An 18779-nucleotide genomic window follows, 5' to 3' on the forward strand; every position below is an offset into this window, starting at 1 on the left:
GCGCGGGTTAACGCGCAGTCGTTTTGTGCCCGCAAGTCAGTGCGCCGTAAGTTTCCGTGCCAATAATCGTCGACAGGCCCGCCCACCCAAGGCGGCCGCATATCTATATCAAGGGACTTGGAGACGATTCATGGCAACCTTAGGCGGGCAAATTTCGCACTCGCCGATGACGGCCGAAGAAAAGAAGGTGATCTTCGCGTCGTCGCTCGGCACCGTGTTCGAGTGGTACGACTTTTACCTGGCCGGGTCACTCGCGGCCTACATCAGCAAGAGCTTCTTCTCCGGGGTCAATCCGACCGCCGCCTTCATCTTCACGCTGCTCGGCTTCGCGGCCGGCTTCGCCGTGCGGCCGTTCGGCGCGATCGTGTTCGGCCGGCTCGGCGATCTCGTCGGCCGCAAGCACACGTTCCTTGTGACGATCGTGATCATGGGCATCTCGACCTTCGTGGTCGGCTTCCTGCCCGGCTACACGACGATCGGCATCGCGGCGCCCGTGATCTTCATCGCGATGCGGCTGCTGCAGGGCCTCGCGCTCGGCGGCGAGTACGGCGGCGCGGCGACCTACGTCGCCGAGCATGCGCCGGCGAACCGTCGCGGCTTCTACACCGCGTGGATCCAGACGACCGCGACGCTCGGCCTGTTCCTGTCGCTGCTCGTGATCCTCGGCGTACGCACGTTCATCGGCGAGGAAGCGTTCGGCAACTGGGGCTGGCGCGTGCCGTTCGTCGCGTCGATCCTGCTGCTCGCGGTGTCGGTGTGGATCCGGTTGCAGCTGAATGAATCGCCGGTGTTCCTGCGCATCAAGGCCGAGGGCAAGACGTCGAAGGCGCCGCTGACCGAAGCGTTCGGCCAGTGGAAGAACCTGAAGATCGTGATCCTCGCGCTCGTCGGCCTGACCGCCGGCCAGGCTGTCGTCTGGTACACGGGGCAGTTCTACGCGCTGTTCTTCCTCACGCAGACGCTGAAGGTCGACGGTGCCAGCGCGAACATCCTGATCGCGATCGCGCTCCTGATCGGCACGCCGTTCTTCCTGTTCTTCGGCTCGCTGTCGGACCGGATCGGCCGCAAGCCGATCATTCTCGCCGGCTGCCTGATCGCGGCGCTCACCTACTTCCCGCTGTTCAAGGCCCTCACGCACTACGCGAACCCGCAGCTCGAACTCGCGACGCAGAAGGCACCGATCTCGGTCATCGCCGATCCGGCCACCTGCTCGTTCCAGTTCAACCCGGTGGGCACGTCGAAGTTCACGAGCTCGTGCGACATTGTGAAGAGCGCGCTCGCGAAGGCCGGCCTGAACTACGAGAACGTCGCGGCGCCGGCAGGCTCGACCGCGCAGATCAAGGTGGGTGACACGGTGATCCCGGCCTATGACGGCAAGGCGCCCGATGCGAAGGCGCAGGGCGCGGCGTTCGACAAGACGCTCGCGTCGACGCTGAAGGGCGCCGGCTATCCGGCCAAAGCCGACCCGGCGCAGCTCAACTGGCCGATGACGATCGTGATACTGACGATCCTCGTGATCTATGTGACGATGGTCTACGGTCCGATCGCCGCGATGCTGGTCGAGATGTTCCCGACGCGGATCCGCTACACGTCGATGTCGCTGCCCTATCACATCGGCAACGGCTGGTTCGGCGGCTTCCTGCCGGCGACCGCGTTCGCGATCGTCGCGGCGAAGGGCAACATCTATTCGGGGCTCTGGTATCCGATCGTGATCGCGCTGGCCACGTTCGTGATCGGTCTGCTGTTCGTCAAGGAGACGAAGGACTCGAACATCTACGCGCAGGATTGATGAGGTCGGGCAGGCGGGGAGCACCCCGCCTGCAACCCGGGCTGCCGGCAACTTTTTTCGGGGAAGATGAAAAAGGTGTTGACAGCCCGGCGGCACATCTGCATAATTCAATTCTTCGGCGAATTAGCTCAGTCGGTTAGAGCGACGGAATCATAATCCGCAGGTCCGGGGTTCGAGTCCCTGATTCGCCACCAAATGCAAAAGCCCTGTAAATGTTTGATTTACAGGGCTTTTTCAATAAGGGCTCTGCGGCTTCGCTGCGAGCCCTTTTCTTTTACCGGCCCCTCGCGGTGCAAATTCGGTGCAATACGCGGTGCAGACCTCACGGAAGGAGCACCATGGCAGCACTGACAAAAACCCCCTCTGGCACGTGGAAGGCAACCATCCGACGCGTTGGTTGGCCGACCGTCGCCAAGACATTCCGCACGAAGCGCGATGCCGAGGATTGGGCGCGGCGCACCGAGGACGAGATGGTACGCGGCGTGTTCATCCAGCGCGCGCCCTCGGAAAAGACCACGGTAGCCGATGCGCTCGACCGCTACGAGCGAGAAATCGTCCCCACCAAAAAAGCCAGCACGCAGCGCCGCGAAGGCGCGCGCATCCGCGAGCTTAAAGAGCACTTCGGCAAGTATTCGCTTGCGGCGGTCACGCCAGACCTCGTGGGCCGGTATCGAGACGACAGATTGGCTCAGGGCAAGGCGAACAACACTGTCCGCCTCGAACTCGCCCTGCTCGGCCACCTATTCAACGTAGCGATTAAGGAATGGCACATCGGGTTGATCTTCAACCCTGTCTCAAACATCCGTAAGCCCAGGCCCGGCGAGGGGCGAAATCGGCGTCTGTCCGGCCGCGAACAAGCCACCTTGCTTGCAGCCGTCGATGAGCACACCAACCCGATGCTGGGCTGGATCGTGCGCCTGGCGATCGAAACCGGCATGCGGCAATCCGAGATACTTGGCCTACGCCGTGGTCAGGTCGATTTGGAGCGCCGCGTCGTACGACTGACGGACACCAAGAACAATGATGCTCGCACGGTGCCGCTGACCAAGCTCGCGGCATCAGTCCTACAAAGCGCCCTCGCCAACCCCGTTCGGCCAATCGACACCGACCTGGTGTTTTTCGGAGAACCAGGCCGCGACAAGAAACGGCGCGCGTACCAGTTCACGAAGGTCTGGAACGGGATCAAGAAACGTACAGGGCTGGTCGATTTCCGTTTTCACGATCTGCGTCACGAGGCCGTGAGTCGGCTTGTTGAAGCCGGCCTCAGCGACCAGGAAGTAGCCTCGATCAGCGGGCACAAGTCGATGCAGATGCTCCGGCGATATACGCACCTACGCGCCGAAGACCTAGTCGAGAAGCTGGACCGGCTTCACGCGATACGTTGAAAGGTTGCTCAGCAAACGATAGTGGTCTGCCAACCACGTATCTTCGCGTGACCTTTCCCACATTAGGAGGAACGGATCTTCGACGAAACTCGGGAGTTCGTCCGACCACTGGCCATTGAAGTAACGCTCTTCAATGAGCCTCGCATAGTGAGGATCGGTCCAGACCCGTTCACTCTCTAAACTGACCACGTATGTCGCCAGCTCATCCCATACGCCGAGCCATCGGAACGTTGGCGACAACTCAGCCATAGCCAGCCGAACGCACAGATAGAGTGCCAAGCCATCTTCTGGACGCCCAGCCATTCCGGCCTGCTCAAGCCGATACAGCATGATTGCGCGACCAAGGTCTTCCTCTTCAATCTCGACCTCGCATCGCGAATTGCTCCACAGCTTCATTTCCAGCTCAGCCACCACATCGGAGAAGTCCGAGTCGCGTCCCCAACCATCAAGTCTCTCATCGGAATAGTGGCTCCATAGGTCAAGAAGCGCATCGTCGCCACCCCACAGGGCCTGCCACAGCCGTCCAGGACCAACCTCGAACAGTTCGCTCACGCTCTGCTTACACAGCGAGCGACGCAAACTATATTCGGCCTGGATTTCACGGGCATGCCTGCGAGTATCCGACGCGCTGTAGTAGCGATCGTCCGGAAAAAGCTCCTCCAAGTGCGCGATGGACTCCGCAGCCAATCCCACAGTGCCGGCAAAGTTCTTCCGCCACTTCCCGGATTCCTCGGTATCCCACCCCCTCAGCGGATGCCGCTTGCGCATCGCCTCATCGAACCAACGTGCAAATTGACTTGCGTTCTCAGCGCATGTGACGCGCACCAGCAGCTTGTTCAGCGTTGCGACAGTTCGGATGCGGTCGCGCACGCGCGCTCTGCGGTCCTTCACCGATCCTGGCGGCCGACCGCGTCTCGGTCGGACAGGTACAGCACTCAGCTGGGTCGAAAAAGCTTTGGGCATCGGCGGACTCGCGGCGAATTTCTTTTACCGCCCAATATAGCTGAGTTCAGCGAAAACTAGCGATACCAAACGTAACTTGAAGATGCCCCCGGAGCTACCGTGACAACGACGCTTGCCGCATTGAAGGAACGATATTCCGTATTGCTAACGCTGGATCAGCTCGCGGAAATTCTCGACCGCAGCCCGGAAGGCCTGCGCATCAGCTTGAGCACGTCGCGCGCCGATTGGGCACGCCACATCAACGCGACGAAGGTCCATATCGGACGCCGGATTTACTTCCGCACCGAAGCGATCGCGAAATTGATCGACGAGCAGTTCTCGGTGCAGTCATGAAGGCCAACGTCATGCACGAGCAAGGCGACCTGTTTCGCGCGGAGACGACGTGGTTCCACGTGTTCCACTCCATGATCGAAACCGGCGATATAGCTCGCATGGGACCGTATGCGGTAACGGTCTATCTCGTCATCAAGGCTCACACCAATTTCAAGACCGGACGCTCATTCCCGGCAATCGACACGATTTCTGCGGAGTCAGGCATCAGCCGCAGCCAAGTGATCCGCGAGCTGAAGACGCTTGAGGCATTCGGTTACATCACCAAGACCCGCGACGGCCGGCGCAACGAATATCGGCTGCGCGAAAAAATCTGCATTCAAGACGGAGCCGGGCGACCGGCAGCAGTGGCGACATGGGATTACCTCCCCTCGTCGGTTCAAGCGGCAAGGGCCGACCTGCAAAACGTATTGCTCTCGGGCGACTTCGCTGGATCGAGGATTGTTCAGATCGAACGACTACAGGTCAACGTTACCCACGCGAGCGGCAACGCCGTCGTGTTCAACGCTCAGGACATCGCCTGCCTGCCGCAGGACATGCGAGACATCCTGATGTCGCTGCGAACGAAGATCGAGGCTCGACGGCAGGAGGAAGTTGTACACAGCTCAGGCTGATACGTGTCCGCCTGACACCTGACATATCCACATTGGTGTCCGGCAGATACCGATTGGCCGCGAATCAGTGTCAGCCGGACACCCTAACAAGATAGATAAATCTATTTAACAAGAAGTGCGGCAGCCAGCAGCGGGCTGTGGACAACCCGCGAAACCTGAATTGAGGGACGCACATGAAACGACTCATCGTCACCGTGAGTGACAAGACGGCCACCGAACTCGACGAGCTCGTGGGGCTACTCAACGATCATCATGAATCCATCGACCGGTATAGCAGTCATGGCCGCCTCACCCGAGCGAGCCTTCTTGCCATGCTCGCTGAAGATGCCGGTCTGGTAGTCAGTCGGCCTGGAAGCTGGGAAGGAGCCAACATGGCCAATGTTCTGTCGTCTCACGGTTATGCGGTCTGAGGCCATGAAAACACTATCCGAGCGCATAGCGGAGAGAGCGCTGAGCCGCGCCGTTGGTCGCAATGCAAGGAACCGCGCAGCGTTTCTTCTTATGCGCACCGAAATTCAAGCAGCCATCGATGACGGGCATTCGCTGATGAGCATCTGGGAGGCACTGGTGGAGGAAGGACACATCCACTACGGCTACCAGGCTTTCCGCAGATACGCCGACGAGCTGACGCGCAATCAGGAAGTGGCTCGGTAATGGTCAGCAACCTTGCTGCATTCGGCCATTGCCTTCCTGGAGTCGAACAAAACAGGTCTTTTTTCGACCCATGCGGCATTCGCACGTTGTTCTTTCGATTGATCGAAAGGGGTATGGCAAATCAACACCGGCATGTCAATCGTGGAAAGGTTCGGTCTCGTTTAGAAAGCGGTTGCATACCGGGCAGGATAGGTGAAGTTAGCTAACCGGCAAGCCGGCTATCTATCTTCACTCCCCTTATTCGCGCCCTCGGCGCTCAACGGGAATCCTGCTCTGCGTGGCAGCGGCTACCGCCGCTCAGTGCCGGTTCACACCGGCTTGGAGAAGCGATGAACGACGAGAAAAAGATGACAACGCGCAAGCATGGTCGCCACCTCCGCGTGCCCGTCTTGCCCGACGAAGAGGCAGCAATAAAGCGCAATGCGGCGGCCACTGGCTTGAGCATCGCCGCCTACTTGCGCAACGTGGGTGTGGGCTATGAGGTTCGCGGCATCCTCGATCTCGTTCAGGTCCAGGATTTGGCCCGAGTCAATGGCGACCTCGGTCGCCTCGGTGGCCTGTTGAAGCTCTGGCTGACGAACGATGAGCGGACGGCCGGGTTCACGCCAGCAACCATCCGTGCGCTGCTTGCGAAGATCGAGGCCACACAGGACGAATTGCGAGCTGTCATGAAGCGAATCGTACTCGGATGATTTTTTTAGCCGCTAAAACGAGCATCCCATCGCTACGGATGTTCGGTTCGCGGCGCGGCGTCTCACAAATCGAAGGAGAAGCAAGATGCGTAGAGCAACGCGCCAGGCCACCAAGATGGCACTGGTTATCGGAATCACAGCAGCATTCGGTGGCGCGGTACACGCCGGCATCCCCGTTATCGACGCGACGAACGTTGTTCAAACGACGATCAGCGCCATGCAAAACGTGGCGGCGGTCGCGAAACAGATTCAGCAGTACGAGACGCAGTTGCAGCAATACCAAAACATGCTGCAAAACACGCTCGCGCCGGCTGCCTACGTGTGGGATCAGGCAAACCAGACCATCGGCAAGCTCCTACAAGCACAGGACACGCTGAACTACTACAAGAACCAGGCTGGGAGCATCGACGGGTATCTGTCGCGTTATCAAGACGTGGCCTATTACCGGTCGTCGCCGTGCTTCACCTCGACTGGTTGCACAGACGCGCAGCGGCAAGCATTGCTTGATGCGCAAGCGAACGGCTCTGAGGCGCAAAAAAAGGCGAACGATGCCGTATTGAAGGGCGTCGATCAGCAGCAGCAAACCCTTGCGACAGACGCCGCGAACCTTCGCTCGCTGCAATCGCAGGCGACGAGCGCCCAAGGTCAGATGCAGGCGCTGCAGGCAGCGAACCAGCTCGCTAGCGCGCAGACAAACCAGCTCCTGCAAATCCGGGGCATGCTGACAGCGCAGGCAACAGCGGCCGCCACCCGCGCACAAGTGATTGCAGATCGAGAGGCCCAGCAGGCGGCATCGGCAAAGCAGCTTCGTGATGGCAGCAACATCACCACCCCGACACCGAAAAACTGGAGCTTTCAATAAGGTGGTGACGATGAAATTCATTATCTCGCTCTCACTGATCGGGCTCCTTGCAGGCTGCAATGACAAGAGCACCCAGACCGATTCCCAGCGGGCTGCCGCAGCGAAACAACTGCATGATGGCAGCAACATCGTCATCCCGCCTCCCAAAAACTGGTCATGGGGCGATACGCCGTCACAACCGCAGAAAAACGATCAATGACGAAGGACAGCGCTATGAAAACGATGTTTTCCAACGGCGGCAAACTCTCAGTGCTCGGCTTGATGGCCGTCGCGTACTCGGCGACTGTGACGGCCGCGCCGATGAATGCCGATGTGGTCGATTCGGTGATGGGGAAATATCAGGCCGCAGCCAGCGCGTGGGGCAGCGTCATGGTCAATTACGCTTCGTGGCTCTTTTGGGGCCTCGCGCTGATAAGCATGGTGTGGACCTTCGGAATGATGGCGTTGCGAAACGCCGGCATTCAGGAGGCGTTTGCCGAAATCGTTCGCTTCTTCGCCGTGCTCGGCTTCTTCTGGTGGATTCTGTTCAATGGCCCCGCGATTGCCGACTCCATCGTCAAGTCGATGTGGATGATCGGTGCCAAGGCCATCGGCCAGTCAACCGATTTTACGCCAGGAGGTATCGTGCAAATCGGCTACGACATCTTCACCAAGGCGTTCGATCAGTCGTCGGTCTGGTCGCCAACGGACAGCGTGGTAGGCCTTCTCATGGCGTTGGTCGTGATGATTGTTCTCACGATTGTCGGTGTGAACCTGCTGCTGGTCTTCGTGTCGGCCTGGATCATGATCTACGGCGGAGTGTTCTTCCTAGGCTTTGGCGGGGCGCGCTGGACGTCGGACATCGCAATCAGCTACTACAAGCATGTCCTGGCGATCGGTGCCGAGATGATGGTGATGCTGCTGCTCATCGGCATCGGCAGAACGTTCATCAACGAGTACTACGCCAGCATGAGAGCCGGCATCGACCTCAAGGAAATGGCGATCATGCTCATCGCCGCATTCGTGCTGATGTATCTCACGAACAAGGTGCCGCCGAGGATTGCAGGCATCGTCGGGGTTGGCGGCGCTGGGTCCATAGGTGGCGTAGGGATTGGTTCGGTGATGGGTGCAGCCGCCATGACTGCGAGCGCGGCGGCTTCGGTCGGTTCTGCTGCGATGGGTGGCGCGACAAGCGCGGCCGGTGGGGCGTCAGCGCTCAAGGCAGCGTTTCAGTCAGCGCAGCAGAGCATGGCCGAGGGTCGCGGCATGTTCTCGGACGGCAGCGGCAGCTCGAGCGCTATCAGCGGTGGTTTGGGCGGTGCTTCGCTTGGTGGTTCGAGTGGCAGCGGTGGCTTCGCATCGGCGATGAGCACGGCCGGTCGATTCGCGGCTGACATGGGTGGGAATCTCGCCAAGGGTGCAGGCGAAATCGCCAAGGGCAAAGCCGCGAACATCGCGGGTACCGCCAAGGAACGAATCGCGGAGACGACGGGCGGCAAAATCGCATCGGCAATTTCGAGCAAGAGCGGCGCCGGCATCGACGCCGGACCGAGTTTCGCCGGCGACAGTCTCGGTGGGGGTCAGCAAAATGCGACGGCCGGCACCGCCACGAACGACGAGGTAGCCGCGTTCGTGAACAGGCAACGCTCAACACAAGACGATGCTTAGAAAGCGCACCGGCCGGCGGCAACCGGCCGGCACTTCCACGTATCAACACCTGCTAGAGAGGTGAAGCATGGCAACTACGCATAATACCGAAGCGCAGCAAGTTATCCATCATGCCGCAACGCAACTCGCTGATCTGGGCTTCATGGACCAGCGCACCGCTCGGGAGCTATCAAAAATGGCCGAGGCAGTTGCAAACTTGTTCATGGTCGTTTTCTACCAAGCCGAAACTGGACGAGCGACGCGCCTGGATTTCAGTGAGGCAATGGCTGCTGTACGCGAAACCTTGCAGCACCATTGAGTCGCTGGCGAGCGGCATCTATCGGCACAAGGAGTTTCCATGAACCACACCGACTTTCATATCGGCCTGGTCTTCATGGATTGCACCGGATGGTGGCGTTGCACCGATGTCGGGGCGCGAACCATCTTGGCGATCCGGTTGGACCACGACGATCCGCACTGGTATGAAGGGCCGCCCTATATCGTCGAAGAAGAGGTGTTCGATGAAGAGGATATTGCACGTTGTCACCTTGCAGTCGAGGAATCGATTCGTGCGGCGGTCCACGCCGCGCATACTTCTGCGCACCCGGGCTTTCCCCATGAAGTCGTCACACGGATGATGGAGATTCGGCACGCACACCCGTATCCGCACGAAGGGGTTCTGCGATTTGACCGCAAGCGACCAGATGGCGAAGTTCTTCACCCTTTTGCAGGGCGGAAAAAAGCTGATTCGTGGGTTGTGGAGGTCTACCTACCCTTTCGAGGCACCTACGAGACAATGGCCGAGCGCGACTTCATCTCGCTACCGAGAGCTACGCCGGATGACCTCCGAGCAAGAGCAAACCGCTCGGCCGACATGTAACGCGCAGAGCCTGCAACACCGGGCATTGCATTGAATTGAGCTGGAGCCCCATGATCAAAAAGAACGCCTTGAACGCGCATGATGTCATCGCAAGCGGTAACGCTTTGGCCGATCTGGCTGATGCGCCCGAGCCAACCTTCCTGGACGACGAGGGCCCGAGCCTTGACGTTCCCATGTTCATTACGAGGACCAATGCCCGCGAACTATTCGGCCTACGTCCCGGTGAGACGGTAGCCCAGGCAGCAGCACGCAAGGCGGCGGAAGACTAGGTGAGTATCGATTTCAATTGCAACACGCGAGCGACCGAAAACGCACAAGACTGTCGCTCAACTGTCCATAGGCCCAAGCTAGTTGTTTGACACTTGAGGGATCAAGTCGCACGTCTGCCAGCTAAGGCTAAACAGCGTTATCGGCCATCCCCCCAAATGTCAACAAGCACAAGCGGTCGGTAGCACCTCACCTCAAAATGGAGCGGCATCTCGCTTATTTGCACGTGCCGCTCAGATGCAAGAGAACAGTGCGGCAAGGCCATCTGCAAGGCGAGCATTTGTTGTTTGCCATGAGGTGCCTGTTTGAGCGAAAATCTGGGAATGTCAATAAATCCCAGATTCAAGGTGGCCATGGTTGACCCGAGACCGAATGCCCAAGCGCAGCTCTCGATTTTCGCCGCGACAGATGAAACCGATACGGTCGTCCCCGATTACGAGGAAAACCCACTGCATTTCGGGACCGCCGATGCAGCGATTGCACATTTGAGAACCATTGACCTGTCGTTCACGGATGACGACACCAGGTTCTTGGGCCACGATCTGCACCCGTATCCGGCAAAATTCATTCCGCAGCTGCCAGGAACCTTCGTTTCTCTCTTGAGTTCGAGGGGCGAACTAGTATTCGACCCGTTTGGTGGCAGCGGAACTACCGCCTTGGAAGCTATCCGCCTAGGTCGCCGGGCGGTGAGCTTGGATGCGAACCCAGTCGCTGCTCTTATCGGACGCGTCAAAACCGCGCGAGTTAACACCGAGGCAACCGCCGAACTTCACTTGCTACACGGGGCGCTTCGCGCTCTGGTGCCTACCCTTCCCCGCGATCCAGCCGAGACGGTCAGGAAGTACGCTCAATTCGCACCATCAATTACCAATCGTGAAAAGTGGTTCCCGGATTCGTCCTTTGGCGAACTGGCCCATATCCGGCAACGCATCGCGGCATTAGCCGACGATACGGCAAGGGACATAGTTTCACTCGCCCTGTCACGAACGGTACTCGCCGCATCGTTCCAAGATTCAGAGACACGCTACAAGAGCGTGCCGCGTGATATCCCGGTAGGTGAGACAACCAAGCGGTTCATCAGAGAGTTCGAACTGGTCATGCGCTCTGTGGCGAAGAACGCAGCAGCTACCCGCTATGGCGTGTCGTATTTTCTGACTGGCGACGTAAGGGCAATTCCGGAGGATGGACTTCCTGATGGCTCTGTGGATTTAATCGTCACATCGCCGCCTTACGGCAACGCGATGGACTATCACCTTTACCATCGTTTTCGCCTGCTCTGGCTTGGTCATGACCCTGTCGCGTTTGGCAAGCTCGAAATCGGCTCGCATCTGAAACACCAGCGAGAGTCGAGTGGTTTCGAGACATATCACAATGACATGGTGGCGGCACTTGAGGGAATGTCTAGGGTCCTGAAAAACGGACGCTACGCCGTATTGGTAATCGGCGACTCGGTGTACGAGGGCACAACTTATGACACAGCACGGATCCTCGCAGGTGACGCGGAAAGACTCGGATTCGATGCGGCCGACGTCTTCGAACGCGAAGTCCATAAGGTCAAACGATCGTTCACGCCTGCGGGAAGACGAGCGTCTAAGGAAAGCATCCTCGTGCTTCGAAAGAAGGAAGGCCGCACGCCCGTGCTACTTCAGCCTCCCCCTTACAAGCTCTGGCCGTACGAGCAAACATTAAGGGACCGTGAAACCGGGACGGCAGAGTCTCGAACGGCGATTGAGGCCAGCGTGGCCGATCTCGCACGATGCCGTTCGATGGTGTTCACCCACAAAGTGGAGTTTCCCTCGGGGCACGGCGAACCCACGTGGCAGGCCATCCTCGAAAATGGCATGGCGTCCAATCCGGCCGCTCGGAAGGACCCGAAATATGTGACGCACGGACTGCACCCCTATAAGGGAAAGTTTTACCCCCAGCTAGCGAAAGCATTAATTAATCAGCGTTCTCTTGCTCACGGATCGCGCATTCTCGACCCGTTCTGCGGAAGTGGAACGACCTTACTGGAAGGCTATCTGAACGGATATTCCGCGTTCGGATGTGATGTTCATCCTTTAGCGGCGAAAATCGCAAAGGCCAAGAGCAACGTTCTCGACGAAGACCCCGATGTACTAACAGAGGTCGTGTCCAGCGTGCTTGAAGCACTGGACGGCGCGCCGACAAAGATGCCAAACAACTTGGATCAGTTCGACCCCGATTGCATGGATGAGATTTGCAACTGGTTCGCAGCACCGGTAGCGAAGAAGTTGAACTGGTTGTTGAAAACCATCCGTGCGGGGAGTGAGGGGGTTAGCCGGGACTTTCTCGAAGTAGTGTTCAGTTCTATCATCCGGGATGTTTCGCAGCAGGATCCCAGCGACCTGCGAATTCGATATCGAAAAGAATTGCTTGACGACGCGGACGTGTTCGGACTCTTCCGCCAACAACTCACGTTACAGTTTTCGAGGATCGAGAAATTCTGGAAGGTACGTGGACATGCGCCCAACGCGTTTTATTCGGCTTCGGCTGTCGTAGGGGATAACAGAATCGCTGCAACCTACGACGCCTTGGGCTTAGAGGCCGGCACCATCGATATGGTTCTGACCAGTCCACCGTATGCCATGGCACTGCCCTACATTGATACTGATCGGCTCTCCCTCCTGACGCTGTTCGGTTTGGGTGGCACTCGCCGGCGCCCCATCGAACAAACTCTGATTGGAAGCCGAGAGATTTCCACTGGCTTACGCAAACGTATCGAGGACACTTTCAAAGATGACGGCACGCTACCTGCGTCGTGCCTGCACTTCGTTCGGGACCTACACGATAGAGTAAGCAGATCGGATGGTGCCGGATTCCGCAAACAGAATATGCCCGCACTCATTCATCGATTCCTGAGTGACATGCAGGCAGTATTTACCCAACTTCACCGTCTTTGCAAAATTGGGGCCGAAGCTATGGTTGTGATCGGGGACAGTAGGATGACTGTGGACGATAGAGACGTTCGCATTCCGTCCACCGATCTAGTCGAAGACATCGCGGAAGCCTGCGGCTTCAGAAGAATGGAGCGCATCGACATTTCCGTGACCACGGAGAACCTAGTGCATATGAAAAATGCGATCACCGAGAACGTAGTCCTCCGACTGCGCAAGGATGGCTAATCGAATCCGAAACCGCGATCCGTTTTTTCTCCAGTCTTACAGTGCGCTGCCCACTTGGCGTGGAGCGGGTGGGTCTTTTTCACAAGTTCACAAGTGAAATCCGCGGTGCCGTCGTCGACTCGAGTGATTTTGACGATGTCCCCTGGCTCGCCACCCCATGACTTCAATTCCCCAGCTGTAAAGCGGAAGTCAGAACTATTTTCGTAAAAATACATTCTGACTTCTCTACGCACACTTTTTGTCGGATCCCCGACTAAAGAAAGCTTCCAAATGGGGCGCCAGTTATGGTAAATGCGGTCCACCTTCTCTTTTTTCGGGTCTTCGTCTTTCTTTGCGCGCTTTCTATCGGCTCCCGGATTGATGGATACCGTGTAATTGTCAGGCCAACCCCAATATTCCTGAGCGGACCAAATGGCTGGCAGAGGAATACGTTGCTCACCAGGAATGTTCGACTTGTCGCCCTTTTTTGCTTTAGCGCCCTCGGTAGCATTCAGCTCCATGTAAAAAGAAATGGGAGCCATCTGAGCCAACGGCTCCGCAGCCATGATCCCGCCCCTCTTTACCGTCTTAGTCGAGCCGGATTTCCCGGCCTTCTTGGCCCCCTTTTTTATCTCCGTCAGCTTTGCGGAATTTGCAGTAAGTACTAAATCTTGATATTCCGGCGGTAACTCAAGCGCGCCGGGAGTCGGTTCAAAACCGAAGGTATCATCAACTACCGATGACGGCGATCCCACTTTGGCAGTTCTTGCGCGCTGTCGACTTTCCAGCTCGCTGGGAATGTCTGGTCTCGCAAGTAATTTCGTCAAATACTCTTCGTCGAGCAGTTTTGCAACGGGTGCTTCAGGAGCAAGGAACTTCGATAGTTCGGCTTTCGCAGCGGTAAGTGAAGCTGCGTCTGCAGGCAAAGAGTATGCTAAATGAACAGCCCCTTCGTAATTCTTGAAGAGTCCGCCGTCAGTAAGGTTGTTTGATCCCACGAAAAAGTTGGCTACATGATCGCGTTCGACTACGTAGATCTTCGGGTGGAACGTAACACCAACTTTCTTGTTCTTGAAAACGAAAACCTCAATCGGCGACCAAGAGCAAAGCTCTTGCAAGACTTCTTTGCTCGTGCCGCCCATATCGACACCAATCACAAGCCGGACCTTCGTTCCAGCGGCATGAAGCTCACGCAGGCGAGATTTCATGCGGTGGACTGTTGCACGGGCTACGAACGCCGACACGATGGTTATGGCCTTGGGCGGCTGAGGGTTCGCCAGTTCCTCTAAAAAGAGTTTTCCTAGTTGGCTTCCGTGGGGTTGTGCGACAAATCGAACCTGCATCTTCTTCCCTTTATTGCGCAGTTTGATTGGCTTGACATCGATAGTTGCGAAAGCGCCGTCTCGGATGTCCTGTAAAGCAGTCTGTCCCCACTGCATAACATCAGGCGCATCACAGACACGGTCCATTCACACCGTCCTCCACATGGACAGCGGTAGAACCGACGGCTAGCCGCGTGGTCTTCGCGGAATTCGATGACAAATGTTACCGGCGGCAGGAGCATCGAACTCAACGCGACGCTCGCGCGCCGCAGCATGATAGCGCACGGCGCAATGTCCACTCGACAACCAAATCTGGCCGGGTATCGGTGCATAGACGGTACAGCGCCCAACTTTTCTACCCACACTGAAATTACGCTAAACTACTGATACGAAACAACTTTTGATTTCGATCGTTTACGGTCAAATTCTCTTAGTTTTCAGCAACTTACCGCGTCACACGCCGAATCATAATCCGCAGGTCCGGGGTTCGAATCCCTGATTCGCCACCAAATGCGAAAAGCCGCTGTTCCGCAAGGAACAGCGGCTTTTTTCATTGCTTCATCCGTCGCCCGTCCCTCAGGCCACGCACGCCCCGCGCTACGCCACCACCGATCCGCGCTCCTCCACGGCATCCGCACGCACCTTCCCGCGCCAGTTCTCCCCGCCCTCCAGCGCCGGCGTCGACTCGAACAGCTCCGCGAGCCAGTCCGCGAACACCCGCACCTTCTGCGACAGATGCCGGTTGTGCGGATACACGATCGAAATCGGCTTGGGCTTCGGATTGCAGTCGGGCAGCACCTCGACCAGCGAGCCGTCGCGCAGGTTCGGCAGCACCATGAACAGCGTCGGCTGGATCATCCCGAACCCTTCGAGCCCGCACGTCACGTACGCATCCGAATCGTTGACGGTGACACTGCCGTTCATCCGCACCTCGAGCGGCTTGCCGTCGATCATGAACACCCACGGAATCGCCCGCGCGCCGTGGCTCGCGCGGAAATTGACCGCATGATGGTCGGCCAGGTCGGCGATCTCCTGCGGCTCGCCGTGACGCGCCAGATAGTCGGGCGACGCGCAGGTCACGCGCTTGAGCATCCCGATCCGCCGCGCGACCATCGACGAATCCTCGAGCGGCCCGACCCGGATCATGCAGTCGATGCCCTCCTCCACCGGATCCACATAGCGGTCCGACAAGCCGAGGTCGAGCGTGATGTCCGGATAGCGCTGCCGGAAGATCGACAGCGCCGGCAACACGACGCGCCGCCCGAGCGAGCTCGGCATGTGCACGCGCAGCACGCCGCTCGGCTTGCGGTTGCCGGACTGGAAACTCGCGTCGGCCTCCGCGATCTCCGAGATGATCTTCATGCAATGCTCGTAGTACGCGGCGCCCTCCGGCGTCAGCGACAGCCGGCGCGTCGTCCGGTGCATCAACCGCACACCGAGCAGCGCCTCGAGATTCTGGATGATGGTCGTGACCGACGCGCGCGGCATCGCGAGCGTGTCGGCCGCGCGCGTAAAGCTGTTCGCGTCGACCACGCGGGTGAAAACTTCCATTGCCTGGATGCGGTCCATGCTGCGCCCCCTTCGAATCGCCAACAGGACAGAATAGAGCGCGCAACGGCCGCGGCACAAGCCCCCGCCCATTGTTCTCAACTTCTGAATAGTCGACGCGCTTGGGACTGGAAAGTAACCGGCTTTCGTTCAGTTCGGGGCCACGATCGTTCCGTCCCCGGCTGCCGCGCATCGGCCACGCGCCTGCCGCCCGCGACATGCCCGCCCGCTATCGCACGAACCGCTCGCGATAGCCCTGCGGCGACACGCCGAGCACGCGCACGAAACTGCGCCGCAGCGTCTCTTCCGAACCGAAGCCGCATCGCGTGGCGATCCGCTTGACGGGCCACGCGGTTTCGCCGAGCAGACGCTGCGCGGCCTCGACGCGAATCTGCTCGACCGCGCGCGCGGGCGTGCGGCCGGTGCCCGCGCGGTAGTGGCGCACGAAGCTGCGCTCGCTCATGCTGACGCGCTCGGCGAGCGCGGGCACCGACAGGTCGGCCGTCAGGTGCTCGGCGATCCATGCATGCAATTCGCCGAAACGATCGTCGGTGCGCTGCATCGACAGCATCGCGCTGAACTGTGCCTGCCCACCCGGCCGCTTCAGGAACACCACGAGTTCGCGCGCGGCGTCGAGCGCGACCGCGCGCCCGAGATCCTCCTCGACGAGCGCGAGCGCGAGATCGATGCCGGCCGTCACGCCGGCCGACGTCCACAGCGCGCCTTCGCGGATGAAGATCGGATCGGGCTCGACGCGCACGTTCGGGTAGCGCGCCGCGAATTCGTCGCAGCGCGCCCAGTGCGTGACCGCGCGCCGCCCGTCGAGCAGGCCGGCCTCGGCGAGCAGGAACGCGCCGGTGCAGACCGACGCGACACGTCGCGCGCGCTGCGCCTGCTGGCGGACCCAGCGCACCATCCGCGCATCCTGCGATGCGGCGCGCACGCCCTTCCCGCCGGCCACGATCACCGTATCCGGCCGTCCGGCGGAGCGCAGCGAATCGGCCATCACGACGAGGCCGGACGACGTCTCGATCGGCCCGGCCTCAGCGGCGACGACGCGCGGCGCATACGGCGCGGGCTGACCGCGTTCCTCGGCGAGCTCGTTGACGGACGCGAACACCTGAAGCGGCCCGCTCACGTCGAGCAACTGCGCACGAGGGAACGCGAGAATCAGGATCGAGCGCGGCGCGGTAGACATGGCGATTGGCTGAAAACGTGGGTGATATGGCAATTTCGCCAAACACTACGCGCCTAGAATCGATCTGTCCATCGTGCGCCGGTCGCGGCGCCCCCTTCCCTACGGAGTGTTCGCATGACCCTGCATATCGGCCTTCTCGTGTTTCCGGGCGTCCAGCAACTCGATCTCACCGGCCCGCACGACGTGCTGGCGTCGCTGCCCGACGCGGCTGTCCACCTGGTCTGGAAATCGCGCGACACCGTCGCGTCGAGCAGCGGCCTCGCGCTCGCGCCGACCTGCACGTTCGACGACTGCCCGCCGCTCGACGTGATCTGCGTGCCCGGCGGCATCGGCATCAACGACCTGCTGCTCGATGCGGAAACGATCGCGTTCGTACAGCAGCGCGCGGCCACCGCGCGCTACGTGACGTCGGTCTGCACGGGCGCACTGCTGCTCGGCGTGGCCGGCCTGCTGCGCGGACGCCGCGCGACGACGCACTGGGCGTTTCACGAACTGCTCGAACCGCTCGGTGCGGTACCCGTGCGCGAGCGCGTGGTGCGCGACGGCAACCTGATCACCGGCGGCGGCGTGACGGCCGGCATCGACTTCGCATTGACGATCGCCGCCGAACTCGCGGGCGACGAAGAGGCGCAGTCGATCCAGCTGGCGCTCGAATACGCGCCAGCGCCGCCGTTCGACGCGGGCTCGCCGGATACCGCACCCGCGTCGGTGCTGAAGCGCGTGACCGAGCGCTCGGCGGCGGGGCTGGAGAAGCGCAGGCAGACGATCGACGCGGCCTTGCGCGCGATGGCGCGCTGATCCCGAGCATTCGACCACGCCGCCCACCCTGCGCGGCATCCACACTCAAGGGCCTATCGATGAACATCATCCGCAGCACCGCATTCACCGCCGAACGCCCATGGGGCGCGCTGGACATCGCGAACCTGAACGGCATCACGGTCCGCCTGCACTGGACCGATCAGCCGTACCGATGGCACGTGAACGACGGGGAGGAAGTGTTCGCGGTGCTCGACGGCCGTGTCGAGATGCGCTACCGCGAAGCAGGCATCGAGCACGCGACGGTGCTCGAAACGGGAGACGTATTCCACGCGACGATCGGCACCGAACACGTCGCGCACCCGCTCGGCGAAGCGCGCATCCTGGTGGTCGAGACCGAAGGCAGCGTCTGACGACGGGCAGCCCGCGGCGGCCGCCGCACCGATTCGACGGGCGTCAGCCCGAGATGGTGCCCGTGCCCTGCGACGGGATCAGCTTCGGCTGCGGCGTGCACAGGCACTGGCACAGGTCGTGTTCGAGCGCGACGACCTTGCCCATCACGGTCATCGTCCGCTCGCCGCCGTCGGACACGATCACGCCCTGGGTCTTGCACGCGGCGCAGAATACGGGCGCGCCGAGATAGGCGAGTTCGCGGCCGTCGAACGACGAATTGGCGATGCCGTCGAGCACGACGCCGCCATGGTCGGTCGTGTCGCCCTTCAGAATGAATTTACGGCTCATGGTTCGGCTCTCCCTCGGAAACGCCGCGCG

Annotated in this window: 21 protein-coding genes and 1 tRNA gene; 17 read left to right on the forward strand and 5 right to left on the reverse strand. The window is 59.9% G+C overall.

Annotated elements, in window-relative coordinates; genetic code table 11:
- Positions 1–130: 130 nt before the first annotated feature.
- The 3 genes from FFI87_RS13920 (at position 131) to FFI87_RS13930 (ending at position 3174) form a co-directional block, all read left to right on the forward strand.
- Positions 131–1789: an MFS transporter gene (locus FFI87_RS13920; protein ID WP_012364631.1), complete on the forward strand. Its 1659-nt coding sequence runs from the start codon at positions 131–133 to the stop codon at positions 1787–1789.
- A gap of 117 nt (positions 1790–1906) precedes the next feature.
- A tRNA-Met gene (locus FFI87_RS13925) sits at positions 1907–1983 on the forward strand.
- 144 nt (positions 1984–2127) lie between these two features.
- Complete coding sequence (locus FFI87_RS13930; protein ID WP_060342190.1) at positions 2128–3174, forward strand: tyrosine-type recombinase/integrase; 1047 nt, start codon at positions 2128–2130, stop codon at positions 3172–3174.
- On the opposite strand, the gene FFI87_RS13935 is transcribed toward FFI87_RS13930, so the two are convergent.
- Positions 3136–4044, reverse strand: coding sequence for a hypothetical protein (locus FFI87_RS13935; protein ID WP_261378316.1), 909 nt, complete (start codon positions 4042–4044; stop codon positions 3136–3138). The two genes, FFI87_RS13930 and FFI87_RS13935, sit on opposite strands and share 39 nt — an antisense overlap.
- A 192-nt stretch (positions 4045–4236) precedes the next feature.
- Here FFI87_RS13935 and FFI87_RS13940 point away from each other — a divergent pair, with 192 nt between their 5' ends.
- The 12 genes from FFI87_RS13940 (at position 4237) to FFI87_RS13995 (ending at position 13205) form a co-directional block, all read left to right on the forward strand.
- Entirely contained in the window at positions 4237–4470 is a 234-nt protein-coding gene (locus tag FFI87_RS13940; protein ID WP_026051425.1) for a hypothetical protein, read from the forward strand.
- Positions 4467–5081 carry a helix-turn-helix domain-containing protein gene (locus tag FFI87_RS13945; RefSeq protein ID WP_138847209.1) on the forward strand — a complete coding sequence of 205 codons (615 nt, stop codon included), beginning with the start codon at positions 4467–4469 and terminating at the stop codon, positions 5079–5081. Before FFI87_RS13940 ends, FFI87_RS13945 begins: the two co-directional genes overlap by 4 nt.
- Positions 5082–5254: 173 nt before the next feature.
- Positions 5255–5491 (forward strand): hypothetical protein, encoded by a 237-nt coding sequence (locus FFI87_RS13950; RefSeq protein ID WP_125347551.1) that lies wholly within the window; start codon positions 5255–5257, stop codon positions 5489–5491.
- Between the two features lie 4 nt (positions 5492–5495).
- Positions 5496–5735, forward strand: coding sequence for a TraK family protein (locus FFI87_RS34475; protein WP_186381703.1), 240 nt, complete (start codon positions 5496–5498; stop codon positions 5733–5735).
- 329 nt (positions 5736–6064) lie between these two features.
- The gene (gene traJ / locus FFI87_RS13960; RefSeq protein ID WP_017423590.1) at positions 6065–6427 is read left to right on the forward strand and encodes a conjugal transfer transcriptional regulator TraJ; all 363 of its coding nucleotides are present in this window, start codon (positions 6065–6067) and stop codon (positions 6425–6427) included.
- A gap of 85 nt (positions 6428–6512) precedes the next feature.
- Positions 6513–7289 carry a P-type conjugative transfer protein TrbJ gene (gene trbJ, locus FFI87_RS13965; protein WP_138847208.1) on the forward strand — a complete coding sequence of 259 codons (777 nt, stop codon included), beginning with the start codon at positions 6513–6515 and terminating at the stop codon, positions 7287–7289.
- Between the two features lie 10 nt (positions 7290–7299).
- Entirely contained in the window at positions 7300–7488 is a 189-nt protein-coding gene (locus FFI87_RS13970) for a hypothetical protein (RefSeq protein WP_076934339.1), read from the forward strand.
- 23 nt (positions 7489–7511) lie between these two features.
- Complete coding sequence (trbL, locus tag FFI87_RS13975) at positions 7512–8936, forward strand: P-type conjugative transfer protein TrbL (protein ID WP_409995112.1); 1425 nt, start codon at positions 7512–7514, stop codon at positions 8934–8936.
- 67 nt (positions 8937–9003) lie between these two features.
- Positions 9004–9234: a type I toxin-antitoxin system ptaRNA1 family toxin gene (locus FFI87_RS13980; protein ID WP_138847206.1), complete on the forward strand. Its 231-nt coding sequence runs from the start codon at positions 9004–9006 to the stop codon at positions 9232–9234.
- Positions 9235–9273: 39 nt separating this feature from the next.
- Positions 9274–9795 (forward strand): hypothetical protein, encoded by a 522-nt coding sequence (locus FFI87_RS13985; protein WP_138847205.1) that lies wholly within the window; start codon positions 9274–9276, stop codon positions 9793–9795.
- A 50-nt stretch (positions 9796–9845) separates the two neighbouring features.
- Complete coding sequence (locus FFI87_RS13990; RefSeq protein WP_261378319.1) at positions 9846–10064, forward strand: hypothetical protein; 219 nt, start codon at positions 9846–9848, stop codon at positions 10062–10064.
- 303 nt (positions 10065–10367) lie between these two features.
- Positions 10368–13205, forward strand: a complete 2838-nt coding sequence (locus tag FFI87_RS13995; protein ID WP_138847204.1) for a DNA methyltransferase — start codon at positions 10368–10370, stop codon at positions 13203–13205.
- On the opposite strand, the gene FFI87_RS14000 is transcribed toward FFI87_RS13995, so the two are convergent.
- From FFI87_RS14000 to FFI87_RS14010, 3 genes are all read right to left on the reverse strand, one after another.
- Positions 13202–14653, reverse strand: a complete 1452-nt coding sequence (locus FFI87_RS14000; protein ID WP_138847203.1) for a phospholipase D-like domain-containing protein — start codon at positions 14651–14653, stop codon at positions 13202–13204. The two genes, FFI87_RS13995 and FFI87_RS14000, sit on opposite strands and share 4 nt — an antisense overlap.
- Positions 14654–15103: 450 nt before the next feature.
- Positions 15104–16075: a LysR family transcriptional regulator gene (locus tag FFI87_RS14005; RefSeq protein WP_105784989.1), complete on the reverse strand. Its 972-nt coding sequence runs from the start codon at positions 16073–16075 to the stop codon at positions 15104–15106.
- 208 nt (positions 16076–16283) lie between these two features.
- A complete protein-coding gene (locus FFI87_RS14010; protein WP_138847202.1) occupies positions 16284–17252 on the reverse strand; it encodes a GlxA family transcriptional regulator in 969 nt (322 codons plus the stop codon).
- Positions 17253–17366: 114 nt separating this feature from the next.
- On the opposite strand from FFI87_RS14010, the gene FFI87_RS14015 reads away from it, so the two are divergent.
- Together FFI87_RS14015 and FFI87_RS14020 are read left to right on the forward strand one after the other, a co-directional pair.
- Positions 17367–18050, forward strand: a complete 684-nt coding sequence (locus FFI87_RS14015) for a DJ-1/PfpI family protein (protein ID WP_105834555.1) — start codon at positions 17367–17369, stop codon at positions 18048–18050.
- A gap of 59 nt (positions 18051–18109) precedes the next feature.
- On the forward strand, positions 18110–18421 hold the full coding sequence (locus tag FFI87_RS14020) for a cupin (protein WP_138847201.1): 312 nt from the start codon (positions 18110–18112) through the stop codon (positions 18419–18421).
- A gap of 43 nt (positions 18422–18464) precedes the next feature.
- Here FFI87_RS14020 and FFI87_RS14025 read toward each other — a convergent pair whose 3' ends face one another.
- On the reverse strand, positions 18465–18749 hold the full coding sequence (locus FFI87_RS14025) for a PAAR domain-containing protein (protein ID WP_011657840.1): 285 nt from the start codon (positions 18747–18749) through the stop codon (positions 18465–18467).
- Positions 18750–18779 lie beyond the last annotated feature (30 nt).

Origin of the sequence: Burkholderia sp. KBS0801, assembly GCF_005937855.2 — a bacterium.
Lineage (GTDB): Bacteria > Pseudomonadota > Gammaproteobacteria > Burkholderiales > Burkholderiaceae > Burkholderia > Burkholderia ambifaria.

Coding starts and splice junctions, on each gene's coding strand:
- FFI87_RS13920 (WP_012364631.1), top strand. CDS start 131: ATGGCAACCTTAGGCGGGCAAATTTCGCACTCGCCGATGACGGCCGAA.
- FFI87_RS13930 (WP_060342190.1), top strand. CDS start 2,128: ATGGCAGCACTGACAAAAACCCCCTCTGGCACGTGGAAGGCAACCATC.
- FFI87_RS13945 (WP_138847209.1), top strand. CDS start 4,467: ATGAAGGCCAACGTCATGCACGAGCAAGGCGACCTGTTTCGCGCGGAG.
- FFI87_RS13950 (WP_125347551.1), top strand. CDS start 5,255: ATGAAACGACTCATCGTCACCGTGAGTGACAAGACGGCCACCGAACTC.
- FFI87_RS34475 (WP_186381703.1), top strand. CDS start 5,496: ATGAAAACACTATCCGAGCGCATAGCGGAGAGAGCGCTGAGCCGCGCC.
- traJ (WP_017423590.1), top strand. CDS start 6,065: ATGAACGACGAGAAAAAGATGACAACGCGCAAGCATGGTCGCCACCTC.
- trbJ (WP_138847208.1), top strand. CDS start 6,513: ATGCGTAGAGCAACGCGCCAGGCCACCAAGATGGCACTGGTTATCGGA.
- FFI87_RS13970 (WP_076934339.1), top strand. CDS start 7,300: ATGAAATTCATTATCTCGCTCTCACTGATCGGGCTCCTTGCAGGCTGC.
- trbL (WP_409995112.1), top strand. CDS start 7,512: ATGTTTTCCAACGGCGGCAAACTCTCAGTGCTCGGCTTGATGGCCGTC.
- FFI87_RS13980 (WP_138847206.1), top strand. CDS start 9,004: ATGGCAACTACGCATAATACCGAAGCGCAGCAAGTTATCCATCATGCC.
- FFI87_RS13985 (WP_138847205.1), top strand. CDS start 9,274: ATGAACCACACCGACTTTCATATCGGCCTGGTCTTCATGGATTGCACC.
- FFI87_RS13990 (WP_261378319.1), top strand. CDS start 9,846: ATGATCAAAAAGAACGCCTTGAACGCGCATGATGTCATCGCAAGCGGT.
- FFI87_RS14000 (WP_138847203.1), bottom strand. CDS start 14,653: ATGGACCGTGTCTGTGATGCGCCTGATGTTATGCAGTGGGGACAGACT.
- FFI87_RS14005 (WP_105784989.1), bottom strand. CDS start 16,075: ATGGACCGCATCCAGGCAATGGAAGTTTTCACCCGCGTGGTCGACGCG.
- FFI87_RS14010 (WP_138847202.1), bottom strand. CDS start 17,252: ATGTCTACCGCGCCGCGCTCGATCCTGATTCTCGCGTTCCCTCGTGCG.
- FFI87_RS14015 (WP_105834555.1), top strand. CDS start 17,367: ATGACCCTGCATATCGGCCTTCTCGTGTTTCCGGGCGTCCAGCAACTC.
- FFI87_RS14020 (WP_138847201.1), top strand. CDS start 18,110: ATGAACATCATCCGCAGCACCGCATTCACCGCCGAACGCCCATGGGGC.
- FFI87_RS14025 (WP_011657840.1), bottom strand. CDS start 18,749: ATGAGCCGTAAATTCATTCTGAAGGGCGACACGACCGACCATGGCGGC.